Origin of the sequence: Providencia sp. PROV267, from assembly GCF_028477825.1 — a bacterium.
Taxonomy (GTDB): domain Bacteria; phylum Pseudomonadota; class Gammaproteobacteria; order Enterobacterales; family Enterobacteriaceae; genus Providencia; species Providencia stuartii.
In genome coordinates this window covers 87,212-99,273 of sequence record NZ_JAMPLX010000009.1, presented here as the reverse complement: position 1 = coordinate 99,273, position 12,062 = coordinate 87,212, and the positions used below count along the sequence as shown (strand labels likewise).

Genomic DNA, 12,062 nt, shown 5'->3' with positions numbered 1-12,062 from the left:
TATGATAAGAATGTGATCACGGTAGTATTTTTAATATTAACAAATGATCTATACACTATAAAAATAATCATTTAATTCAATAAATTAAAATTTATTAACTACTTAATGAGTTTAAATTTTACAGGATTTTTTGATAAAAAAACTACCAATAAAAATTGCTTTATCAGTGATTTTTAAAAGAAAAAGTACTTTTCCTAGGAAGAAAAAAAGGTGTGCTGATCTTTCTCTATCGAGAACCGATGACAATAATAAAGTTAACAAAAAGTTGCATTGCAAGACGCTGTCGGTGCTAAAACTTCTCTTAGGTTAAGCGTACTACAATAGCGAAGATTGAGTTTTCGATATGTAGCACGCTGAGTTCCAGTAAGAGAAGCGCTAGGCGATATGGTTTTTTTTCAATAAAAGATCTATCGATTCATTGATTAAGTTACCAATGTGCAAGTAGTTATCCATATTTCTATCGCCATTTCGAAAACAGATTTTAGATTTTATTTCTGAATACGAACCTAAAATACTCGTTGGCTGCTCTGTGCTATGTCCTTTTTGGGTGACAAATTGGTGGTTTATAGGGAAGCTTATCAAGGAGGCTGAAATAAAGTTATCGGGGCATTTTGTTGAAGAAACGATCAGCAAGTTTAAGGACATCGAGGCGAGCTGGGCAAACAGTTCCTCTGAGCTATCCACCGTGACTATTAAGTTAATATTAGGGTCACTTGCTAAGACGGCTTCTGTAATGTAGGAGGCAAAATACTCTGGTAATGAATCAGAAATGCCAATATGAAAAGTTTTTATATTATTATTTGTAGATTGCTGTGCAATGGCTTTAATTTCTTCTATCTCTTTTAAAATAATCTTGCTGTGCTCTAAGATTTGTAGACCCAAAGGTGTAAAGTTAACCCGACGGGTGGTTCTTTCTAGCAGAAAACAGCCGAGTGTGTTTTCTAGTTTACCAATCTGAATACTTAAGGTTGGTTGAGCTACATTGCAATATTGAGCCGCTTTTTTAAAGTTAAGAAACTTACCTAATGCGTTTAAATACTCGAAATCTCTAATATTCATTTTGTTGCCTCTGCTGTGGTTTAAAAATCAAATTTCGTTGTTATTGTCCATTGCTTACATGACTGAGAATGAGTACTAATAAAAATTAAACAAAAATCATTAAAGTAATGGGATAATAAAACATCTGTTTTCAATGAAGTCAGTTTTACTTAGCTGATGACTAAACTCATTCATAATGAAATCTCGAATTAATCCATCATTGTTAAGGTATTACATAGGAGATATCATTATCAGATAAGTTTATTCAGACAGAAGTAAAATATTTCTCAATACGACCCATACTTTTTTAATAAAAAAGAATTAGCATGATTAATTGTAATCTTCTTATTCTGTTAGCAATAAAAATCCAATCCTGATTTTTAAAGTTGTTATATCTATTTGAATAACAAATAAATATAAAAAATAAAGAACAAGATCTCGCATTAGGCATATAACTAAAAATCAGACTAGCGATTGGATTTTGTTGATTCATAAAATCTACCCTATAAATAGGCGTTATGATTAAACAGTTTCTACCGAATCTTTCAACCAGCGATGAAACTGTGAGCCAAATGTTTGATGCTGACGACTATATTCAAAGAACGCTTTCATATACCCCATTTTATCGCCACAATCATGAGAACGCCCCTTTATGTGATAACCTTCGATAGCATGGGTTTTCAGAAGCATGGATAATGCATCCGTCAGTTGGATTTCATTACTCTTACCAATAGGTGTTTTTGCCAGCAATGGCCAAATCTCTTTACTTAAAACATAACGGCCAACAATAGCTAAGTTTGATGGCGCACTCTCTTTATGTGGTTTCTCTACAATCGCATAGATATTATTAAACTCTCCGCTATGAGTAACCTCATTATGGCAATCTACAATCCCGTAATTTTCGACATGCTCGATATTGACTTGTTCAATTAATATTTGGCTTTTTCCTGTCGAGTAAAAGCGGTCAATCATTGCGGGTAAATTATCAGATGCGTAATTACAAGCATATTCATTAATAATGACGTCTGGTAAAACAACAATAAAATCATTATCACCAATAAAAGGCTGAGCACATAATATCGCATGGCCTAGACCGCTTGCACAGCCTTGTCTAACATGCATAATTTTTAAATTTTCAGGGCAAATACCATTTATTTCATTGAGTAATTGCTCTTTCCCTTTTTGTTCTAATAACGATTTTAATTCAAAAGAGGTATCAAAATGATTTTCAATTGAATTTTTAGATGAATGAGTAACAAATATAATTTCATTGATACCCGCCATATAACATTCTTTTATTATGTATTGTATAATAGGTTTATCTACAAGAGGTAACATCTCCTTAGGTATCGCTTTTGTTGCTGGTAACATGCGAGTACCTAACCCCGCAACAGGTATGACAGCTTTCAACATATATAATCCTTGATAAATAAAATATTTATTATAATCTTTACTTGTTGAGTGTAGTTTTCAACTAAGTACGGTTTTAAATTTTATTAGTTAAAACAGCTATATAGTTAAACCTAAATACATTTCTTTATTTGATTTCCTCCTTGTTTTTTCGCATGGTATAAGGCTATATCGGCATTTTTTACTAAACTCCCTAAACGCTCACCATCACGCGGGTATTGTGCAATGCCGACACTAATATTGATATTCGATACTTCTCCTTCTAAATGGCAATATGAATAAGTCCCCATAAAGTGAACCAGCTCCCAAAAGATAGATTCTGCATGATGATGATGTATGTCATTCACCATTAACACAAATTCATCGCCACCTAATCGAGCAAAAATAACCTCACTCGGTAAGTGCTTTTTTACATTTTTAGTGAACTGTTTTAATAGTCGATCACCATAACCATGACCAAAGGTATCGTTTATTTTTTTAAATTTATCAATGTCAATAAGCGCCAAATAGCATTCTGTTTTACTATTTTTGGCTAATTTAAGAGCTTCTTTGCCTTTTCTATAAAAACCATATCTGTTTAATAGTCCAGTTAGAGGGTCATGGTATACTTGGAAAGAGAGTTTATTCTTAGCTGCTATTAGCCTTGTTACTTCAGATAAAATAAGACAGTAATGATAGGCATTGTTGCTATTTTCTTCTATCTCCATTAATCTAGCTATAAAAAATATTTTTTTATTTTCTTTAGTTATAAAAATAATATCTTCAGTGTTACTATAATTAGAAATAAAATCAAGACTGTTTTTTTCTAAAATCAACTGATTATTTATTATGCTTGGCTTATATCCAATAACATCTGCACGATTGTAGTTGTAAGTTTCTAAGAAACGTTGACTAACATATGAAACTCTTCCATATATATCAATTAATAAAAAAAGACAGGTTTGACCAATGATTAAGTCCAATGAGATTTTTTCATTTTTTATTGATAACTCTTTGGTTTTATTAATCATGACAATTTATATTTGATGAATCTATTTAAATAAAGCATAACGAAATATGAAAATATCTTCAGTTGCATTTTCATTCCACAATACAGGCACTGATTTATTACCACCTTGCGATGTTAACCACTGAGTATATAAGCCTTCTAAAATACTAGCGCTAGCTCGACGCCATTTTTTATTGACCGATTTAGGCGCGTGAGGCCACGCACAATGCATAATAAGCAATTCACTATTTGCGGGTGCCATTTTAACAAACCCCCAATTGAACACTTCTAGAACAGTATTAATATTTTTTTCTAATTGACTTAATGTACTTGAATTCTCAATAGTGTGTAATTCACCAAGCTGTTGCCCAATTCGCCGTAGCGTTTTACAGCCTTCATTAGTTTCACCTGACGAAAACTCATAAAATAAAAAATTAATTAAATCATGCCAGCCTGTTTTATAACCACGTTGTAAGTAACTATCTTGGTCAAACATCATTTTTATTTTCCTAGTATATCTTTGTCGAATAAATATTTAAAGTAAATATTAGCTTTTGTCTCATCATAATTACCAAAAGTATTATAACTAACATTCGCTCCAATAAATGAAGATGGTGATATTTTATAGTTAGTCTCTACGCCAAAAGAATAACTTATGCCATTTTTACTGCTCTTTTTATAGTGAGTATCTATATATTCATCATTATCTGTGTAACTGTTTAATTCATCTTGTAGTTGTCTATCTGTAGGGTAATAATCTGCACTTTCAGTCGTGTACGATTGATATCCAACAGTGGAATTTAATTTTACTGATAAATTATCTAATTTTTGCTCATAAGAAATAGGCAATGAAACTGCAATATATTTCTGTGGGCTGAAATACCCTGCATGCCCTAATGTATAATAATTAAGGTTTTTATCAAATCCCATATAATGAATATTAGCGCCTAATTTTAGAGTTTTATTATTTTCATTTATTCCATAAATATAAGAGCCAGCATTGAGATCAACAGATTGGTTATTAGGAACGTGGGTACCAATATACTTATTAGCGGCAACTTTGGCATAAGTACCATAATGGCTATTATCCCATGCGTATTGTGCTGACAGCGTATTGCGTGTCACGGCTCCCCATGTTCTACCTGTTACACTATCTTTAAGCCCACTGTATGAAAGTTGGCTATCAGTTACCGCTCGCCGTTCGGCTGCTAAAGTTAATTGGCTATGTGGTGAGGTGTTAATTGACCATTCAGCTCCGCCAACTAAGGAAACAATTAAGCCATCACTATTGGTATGCCCGAAATCCAATTGAAAGTTATCGCCTTTCAATAAAATATTTGATTCTAAGCCTTGAATTGAACGGCTATTAATTTCATCGGCATGTACATTAGCGCGTGAAGCACTTTCAACTAGGCTACGGCGATTGGCTCTCGTTAACGCTCCACTGCCCACAAGGCTGGCATTTTCAGCGGGAGTTTTGCCTGAACTAATAACCGAAGGGGATACGCTCAGCGCTAACTTAATATTATCAAGCAGTGGAAGAGAGAGTGTGAGGGTCTCTTTGATTTCGGTAAATTTGCTTAATCCTGACTCCCCTGAGTGGCTGTTTACCTGAATGGTATTATTCAATGCGACAGATGTTTTTTGCTGTAAATCTGTAAGCATCATTTCAATATGGTCTAACTGGGCCTTTTGGCGAGGATTGTGCTGAGTGTGCATGAGTATTTGCCCAGCTAATGGGTGATTTACTGGTAAATAAGTTGGCTGTTCTTGCGGCTGAATTAATCCCCATTGTGCTGTTTTTAATAATTTGAGTGCTTGGGTATTATGACCTTCCAGCTCAGCAAGGCGAGCCGACAAAATCAGGTAATCGGTTTTGTTGGTTGCCTTGATCTCTGCAAAATATTTTCTTGCTGCCACACTGTCGTCATTGTTAATTGCTAGATCAACTAAGCCTATTAATGCATCCTGATTTTTAGGGGAAATAGCTAATAGGTATTGATAAACATCACTCGCTTGCTCGGGTTGATCATTTGATTGATAAACTCGGGCAACAGCTAATAAGAGTTGGCTATTATTCGGATCATTTTTTATTTCTGGCGCTAATATTTCCCAAGCTTCGTTGAGATGACCTTTTTCGCGAAATAAATCGGCTTGTTCGCTGAGGTAGCCCGCTCTAATGTGATTTAACTCTTTTTCGCTGGTTGTGGCGAGTAAAGCCGGGGAGTTCATCAAGCTCTCGGCTTCTGCAAAGTATCCTAAGCGGCGTAAGATAAGGATTTGCTGTGTATAATCTTTTAGGCTTCCTTGTGGTTCAACGGATAGGTTTTGATGGATCACATTTAGCGCCATTTGACTATCACCCGCATCTATATATAGCTGAGCAAGGCGGCCAATATCGGCTGGGTTCTGAGGTAATGATTTAATATTTATTTTTAGGGTATTTAATGCTGCATTGTGATTCCCACTATCAATGTAGTGTTGGGCAATATCAATTTGTTGATTAAATTTAGCGCGATGTTTAAGCTCTGTTATTTCTGCCGTTTGTGATCCACTAGGAATTTTATGAATTAAATTCAATACATCCTTCCAGTGATTTTGCTCGCTTGCCAAAATGATCGCGCTATGCCAAGTTGCAGGTGAAGGATAGGTTGCAACCAAATTATTCATCACTGCATTTGCTTTATGATGATCACCTTTTTTAAGTAGCAGTCTGGCGTAATCGAGGTGCAGCCAAGCATTTTGAGGATCTTTATTAATGGCTTGTGTGAGAATATTTTCCGCTTCATTCACTAAGCCATTATTAAGTGCTTTTTCTGCATTTTTTCGGTATTGCTCACTGAAATTTATTTTTTGCTGATAATCATAGCGCTCAGTAGGAGAGAAGGTTTGTAATAATAGCTCTAATTCTTGATATTTTTTTTGTTCGTTAAATAACCAGACTAGCTGCTCTTTTACTGTTTTATTATTAGGGTAGTTTTGATGAAGCGTCCGATATAACGACTCTGCGCTAGCATAGTCTTTTTTATCACGATAGGTTTGTGCTAGTAATAAATTGAGAGCAAGTTGCTGCTGTGGGTCACTCACACTGGTACTTTTAAGTAAGCTAATCGCGTGATCAAATTGCTGATTACGCGCTAATTGTTTAACTCTATCTAGTTGCGAATAGTAGTTAATATTTTTGATATCTTTTAACCATTGGGCTCTTTTATGATCCGTTGTGTTATTAGCCGCTTCACTTAATAACTTCTCTGCTTCTTGATAGTTTTTTTGACGGAGCGCCACGTAACCCAGACCCGCAGTGGCATCGATATTTTTAGGATCATTTGTTAGCGCTTGTGTGAATTTTTGCTTTGCTTGTTCAAGGCTACCTCTATTTAATAGCGTAAATCCAGCACGAATATCACTGTTACCAATGCGATTGTTATAGTGTTCCATTACAAGGCTATCATTTGGTGATAAATTCATAAAATGCTGGTAAGCGGGCAGATCTTTTTCATCGGGTTGTAACCACAGTAGTGCTTGCTTCAATGAATTGACCACCGCCTTATCTTTATTTTCGATCTGGATGAGCTTTTGAATTCCCTCTCGCCTTGTTTTCTCTTGATAGGTTAATACCGTTGCAAGAATACGCTGTACCTTCTCATCTGATGGTGTTTGCTGTGCTATTTTTCTTAGCTCAGCGATTGCTTTTTCTAGGTGTTTTTTACTGCCAGCGAGTGTTTCATAATATTCAATCGCTAAGTCACCACTAGGTGGATTATGCGTAAATAATTTGTCATACGCCTGTATTGCTTGTTCAATCTGACCTTGTGTTGCAAATTCTCGGGCTTTTTTGAGTATCTCATCGGAACGATTTTCACGGGGCGAAAACTGGGCTAATTGTGAAAGCCGCTGATCGTCTGGGGCATATTTTTTGAGTTTATTAACCCAGAGAGCCGCTTCTTGTTTTTTACCTTGCTGAATTTTGTAATATGACATTAGATATAATGCTTCAATATTATATTGCTCAATGGCAAAAACTTTACTCAGCGCATCGTAAGCAAGGTCATAGTTAGATTTACTGTGCCAATAATTGGCTTTTTCTAATAGAACTTTAATGGCTGTTTCATTTTCTAATGATCGAGCTAACGTCGATAGTGAGTATGTACCACAGAGCAAAGTAATAAATACTTTTATTAATAAGCTATTTTTCATTTTATTTTTTCATCCTTGATAGACGTTTGGATTCATGGTTTTTTAATCTTTTAAACAAATACAAACTCATAAGGAATAAGGTGGTAAATAACATAGCCATTAATAGAAATAAATGTTGGCTAAAAAACCAAAGGACTAATGTGTGTAGCGGTAATTCGCCTGATAAAAATGATGCATTAACTCGCAGAACCTTAACATCATCAAAATCATTAAATAGCAAGATATCACCCGATTCGAGTTGTTGTCTTCCAGGCTTATCAATATCATCATGGAGTTTTTTCAGTTGTTCACTGTTAGTCGCAGTTAAAATGGTCACGACTTTGTTGCTAGACCAAGGTGATGGGAAGCTGAGTAATCCTCGCCATTTTTGTGAATTTATTAAAATATTGTTTGCTTCTTCAAATTGATTTTTCCATTCTCCGAGTAGAAGCAGTTTCAGTTTCTGCAATAGAGAAGGGGGCATGACTTGTAATTGCCCATAACTATAATGATAAGAGGTATCTTTTATTAGTGGCTTGAATGCTGCGATCTCTTTTAATTTAGAGATTGCAATAATATTCGAACTCGTGAGTTTTAAATTATTTTGTGGTTTTGTTGTATCAGTGAGTATGGTGACCTGACTAACCGGAAAGCCAGTAATGCGTCCTGCTTTTTCCATTAAATGAAGCATTAATGCGATTTCTTCTTTAGCTGGATTTTTGGTTAATAAAATGACGGTATCTGATAAATCGGCATATTTCGTAAATGGGAATAGGCCATTTAAAAACCAAGCCGTATTTGGTAGCTCCCCAAAATTGGAAATATTACTGAGATCAAATGTAGAGCTAGACAATATTTGATTAACAATCTCACCATTATTACGGATATTACAAGGCGTTTCTTGATGCGGTGTGATATTAAAATAAAAGCTTAGTCTGTTTTCACCAAATAAGCTTGCGCTATCAAGATAAAGTGTTGTGCTGTTGTCGTGGTTATTAGTAAAAAACTCCGCGATTGGACTAATAATGCTGTGTTTTTGAGCAGAAATATTTTTTAAAAATTGATAGTTCAATGCGATAGTTAGCATCGAATGCTTCATATCAATCCAATTTTTACCATCAAACGTATAGTCTATTTTCACGGGGATTTTGTTCCCTGATAACATGAATACATCAGGTGGAAGGCGAAAAATAATGTTTTTCTCTTCATTCCAAAACAAGCGGGATTGCAGGGCGTCGCGACTTTTAATTATTTGGCTGAAAGTGATTATTTTTTTCGCCGAAAGCCAGTTAGGGGCATCATAAGCTTGCCGTTTTTGTATATGATAGTTGGCGATAGCCATATCGCTGCTGTCAGGTAAATCAGGTGTAAAGAGTTGGTAAGCGGCCTGACGCAGCTCATGTGCATGACGTCCACTAATGACCAAGATTTTGTATTTCTCGTTTACAGGGTTATCTATAATTCTGATATTTGGGCCTTTAGCCTGATTAAAGGAGATCCCTGAAATGGTCTCATCCGCCATTGTGAATAAAACAGCATGCTTTTCCGGTAATTCATCAAGATAAACATTGAAATGGTTCCCTTTTTCCCCACTTTTGATGCCAAAAATAGAGGCTACAATGGCAGAGGCCATTAAGGTATCTGGGGTCGGTGAAGCGGCATAGATAAAAGCAAGTTCATTGCTATTCATTTTTAAAGGATCTAAAAATGGCCGAGGAAAATCCATGAGTGATTTACGCGTATTCATTAATACCCCTTTTAATGCCATTGAGGTTAAAGGGGAAATCTCAAGATTAAGATCTTTTAAGTCTGGGCGCTGGCATGTCCACTCATTATTAATGATGTCATCATTACTAATGATCTGAAAGTTTAAATTGTTCTTAGAAGAGAGAATGGCGTTTGGCACTTTTAAAGTAAAAGTCGATTTATTTTCATGAAGTTGAGATAACGGTATCGAACCTAAAGACTGATCATTTAGCGTTATTTGTAAATTATCCTTTTCGATATTTTCAGTTTCTTTGATTGAAATGATTAAGCGTATTTCTGCATTTATAACAATAAAATCATAGGGCAAAGTAAAACTAATACCAGATTGGAGTTTATCACCACTTAAGGTCAGGCCGTTTATGAGGCCAATTTTTTTCAAGGTAATTTCTTCAGCGGTAGTGTCTATAACATCGCTATTTTTTATTAGCCCATTATTTAATATAAAGTCTAATGGCGCAGAAACTTTTTTCTGTGTATCCACTCTCTCTACGGCAAATGCGGCCGTATGACTTATTAATAACGCGTAAGCGATAAATATTAATTTCAGGCGGTTAAACATGATGCTGCTCTTTACTATTTTGTTTTGAAAGCAAAATGGAATTATCCGTGGCCTTCTTATCTTTACGGATAATGAACAATTCAAATGCACATTGCAGCACGTCGATAAATGACCTTAATGGTTTGTCGTTTGCATGTTTAGGTTTAAACCAAGCATCTGCTCGAGTTAATACAACACGTACAACATCACGTCGAATAGCATGAGTTAAGTGAGCAAATTCCATTCTTAATTGCTTATTATCAATCCATGCTTGCTGGATCGGGATAAATGCTCTTTCTTTGCCTATACCAATGGCAATTTGTGTAATAAATGTCTGTGTAACATTATGCTCAAATGGGAAGTTAAGTCTTGCCCCACTCATGGAGAGATCAATGGACTGAGTTTCTATAACGCTATTATCAGAAAAATAAACGGTCACAGGGATTGATGCAGGAACCCTCGTGTCTCGACGTAACTGTTTGGTCTCTTTTGCTACCGATATAGAAGCGAGGACAATCAGTAAGCTATAAATACCCCATATAAGGTTAATCACAATGACACCGTCATCAATATAATGATATAGACCCATAATCCATTTGAATAAGGCAATCCCAATTGCGGCGACTAAAAGTACGGCGACAATAAGGAGCGGGCGAACGGCCGTGTGATCAAAATAGTTTTTATCTGTTAAATCACCTTTATCAGTAACATTAAATTTACCGAGTTTTGGCGATATTAAGCTCATCAATGTTGGGAGTATTAAATGAAAAGCCATCACTGTTTCATAAATTTCCCCCCAGAAAGAATAGCGATAGCTACCGACAAGTTTTGAATTGACATAGTTAGAAGTAATCAAATGAGGTAGCGCATAAGAAAATATGAGTGTTGCGGATGATGAGATAATATTTAAATCAAATAGAATAAAAACCAAAGGGGATAAGAGGAAAATCGCTCGAGGTAGCCCATACTGAAAATGTAGCATGGCATTTAAATAACAGATACGTTGTGTAAATGTCAGACCTTTACCTAATAGCGGGTTATCGACGCGAAAAATCTGTGTCATGCCTCGTGCCCAACGTATACGTTGGTTAATGTGCAAAGTTAAGCGTTCAGTCGCTAAACCCGCTGAAAGAGGAATATCTAAGAAAGCGGTATTCCATCCCTTACGCTGCAATTTAAGGGCCGTATGGGCATCTTCGGTAACCGTTTCTACCGCAAATCCATTTGTCTCTTTTAAGGCACTGCGGCGAATTACCGCACAAGAGCCACAGAAAAACGCGGCATTCCAATTATCGTTACCTTGCTGCACTGGACCATAAAATAGCGCACCTTCATGCGGCGCTCTTTTAGCCGCACTTAAATTACGTTCAAAGGGATCTTTAGAGTAAAAATAATGGGGGGTTTGGATCAAAGCGAGTTTTTCATCGACTAAAAATGCCCCTACTGTTGCTTGTAAAAATACGCGTGTCGCTACATGGTCGCAATCAAAAATACAAATCAGTTCACCATGCGTTTTTGTTAATGCATGATTAAGGTTTCCTGCTTTTGCATGGTTATTATCAGGGCGGATCATATAGCCAACTTGAATATCTTCAGCTAACTGGCGAAACTCATCTCGCTTTCCATCATCTAATATATAAATTTTTAATTTATCTTTAGGATATTCGATACACTGTGCAGCAAGCGCTGTATCTTTGACGATATCAATACTTTCATTATAGGTTGGAATAAATAGATCAACCGTTGGCCATAATGAAGTATCTTTCGGTAAGGGGGCGATCGTTCTTTTTAATGGCCAACAGGTTTGAATATAACCGAATAATAGAATAGCTAATGAATATAGTTCCGCAATAAATAGTAATGATCCTAAAATCAGCTCAATATAAGAATCAAAATAAAGGGTCGTTGTTGCCCGCCACCAGATATAACGAGAAGTACAAAGTAGTGATATTAATATCAAGGCAAGCTGTAGTTTTTTATTTTTAAATATTCCAATAAAGAATGTAAATACAATTAACACGCCTCCTAATAGAAACTGTTTATCACTATCTAGAGGAATGATAATTAATAAAATAAATAAGAATAACAAAAGTATAGACGTAACGATTTTGAGTGTTTTTTGCATATCACTAACTCATAATGAGG

Annotated in this window: 7 protein-coding genes; all 7 read right to left on the bottom strand. The window is 35.5% G+C overall.

Going from position 1 to position 12,062, the window contains the following annotated elements:
- Positions 1-375: 375 nt before the first annotated feature.
- Positions 376-1,059, bottom strand: a complete 684-nt coding sequence (locus tag PR709_RS07420; RefSeq protein ID WP_004927309.1) for a LysR family transcriptional regulator — start codon at positions 1,057-1,059, stop codon at positions 376-378.
- A gap of 501 nt (positions 1,060-1,560) precedes the next feature.
- Complete coding sequence (gene galU / locus PR709_RS07415; RefSeq protein WP_004927318.1) at positions 1,561-2,451, bottom strand: UTP--glucose-1-phosphate uridylyltransferase GalU; 891 nt, start codon at positions 2,449-2,451, stop codon at positions 1,561-1,563.
- A gap of 110 nt (positions 2,452-2,561) precedes the next feature.
- Positions 2,562-3,458 carry a sensor domain-containing diguanylate cyclase gene (locus PR709_RS07410; protein WP_004927322.1) on the bottom strand — a complete coding sequence of 299 codons (897 nt, stop codon included), beginning with the start codon at positions 3,456-3,458 and terminating at the stop codon, positions 2,562-2,564.
- A 21-nt stretch (positions 3,459-3,479) separates the two neighbouring features.
- A complete protein-coding gene (gene bcsD / locus PR709_RS07405) occupies positions 3,480-3,935 on the bottom strand; it encodes a cellulose biosynthesis protein BcsD (protein ID WP_004927325.1) in 456 nt (151 codons plus the stop codon).
- A gap of 2 nt (positions 3,936-3,937) precedes the next feature.
- A complete protein-coding gene (locus PR709_RS07400) occupies positions 3,938-7,633 on the bottom strand; it encodes a cellulose synthase subunit BcsC-related outer membrane protein (RefSeq protein WP_004927328.1) in 3,696 nt (1,231 codons plus the stop codon).
- A gap of 1 nt (position 7,634) precedes the next feature.
- Positions 7,635-9,938: a cellulose biosynthesis cyclic di-GMP-binding regulatory protein BcsB gene (locus PR709_RS07395; RefSeq protein ID WP_004927332.1), complete on the bottom strand. Its 2,304-nt coding sequence runs from the start codon at positions 9,936-9,938 to the stop codon at positions 7,635-7,637.
- The gene (gene bcsA, locus PR709_RS07390) at positions 9,931-12,042 is read right to left on the bottom strand and encodes a UDP-forming cellulose synthase catalytic subunit (protein ID WP_272570842.1); all 2,112 of its coding nucleotides are present in this window, start codon (positions 12,040-12,042) and stop codon (positions 9,931-9,933) included. Before bcsA ends, PR709_RS07395 begins: the two co-directional genes overlap by 8 nt.
- Between the last annotated feature and the right edge of the window lie 20 nt (positions 12,043-12,062).

Excerpts from the sequence above, each read along its gene's own strand:
- bcsD (WP_004927325.1), bottom strand. The coding sequence starts at position 3,935 with ATGATGTTTGACCAAGATAGTTACTTACAACGTGGTTATAAAACAGGC.
- PR709_RS07400 (WP_004927328.1), bottom strand. The coding sequence starts at position 7,633 with ATGAAAAATAGCTTATTAATAAAAGTATTTATTACTTTGCTCTGTGGT.
- bcsA (WP_272570842.1), bottom strand. The coding sequence starts at position 12,042 with ATGCAAAAAACACTCAAAATCGTTACGTCTATACTTTTGTTATTCTTA.
- PR709_RS07410 (WP_004927322.1), bottom strand. The coding sequence starts at position 3,458 with ATGATTAATAAAACCAAAGAGTTATCAATAAAAAATGAAAAAATCTCA.
- galU (WP_004927318.1), bottom strand. The coding sequence starts at position 2,451 with ATGTTGAAAGCTGTCATACCTGTTGCGGGGTTAGGTACTCGCATGTTA.
- PR709_RS07395 (WP_004927332.1), bottom strand. The coding sequence starts at position 9,938 with ATGTTTAACCGCCTGAAATTAATATTTATCGCTTACGCGTTATTAATA.
- PR709_RS07420 (WP_004927309.1), bottom strand. The coding sequence starts at position 1,059 with ATGAATATTAGAGATTTCGAGTATTTAAACGCATTAGGTAAGTTTCTT.